A 212-nucleotide genomic window follows, 5' to 3' on the forward strand; every position below is an offset into this window, starting at 1 on the left:
AGACCCCAGGGGAAGACGTGTCGCTGGCGGTGTACTACCTGGTCAGCGAGGCATTCACCAACCAGGCCCGGCACGCGCGAGCCACCACGTCCACGGTCCGGCTGCAGCTGGCCGACCCGCTGGTGCTGGAGGTCTATGACGACGGCGTGGGTGGTGCGCAGGTGCGTCCGGGCCACGGCCTCAGCGGTCTGGTCGAGTGGACCCGAGCCCTC

1 pseudogene is annotated in these 212 nt (G+C 70.3%); it reads left to right on the forward strand.

The window, feature by feature from the left end:
* Nucleotides 1-17: 17 nt before the first annotated feature.
* Nucleotides 18-212: pseudogene (locus BN358_RS25640) on the forward strand (sensor histidine kinase); the annotation flags it as partial.

It is taken from the genome of Sedimentibacter sp. B4 (assembly GCF_000309315.1).
In the GTDB taxonomy this organism is placed as follows: Bacteria; Bacillota; Clostridia; order Tissierellales; family Sedimentibacteraceae; genus Sedimentibacter; species Sedimentibacter saalensis.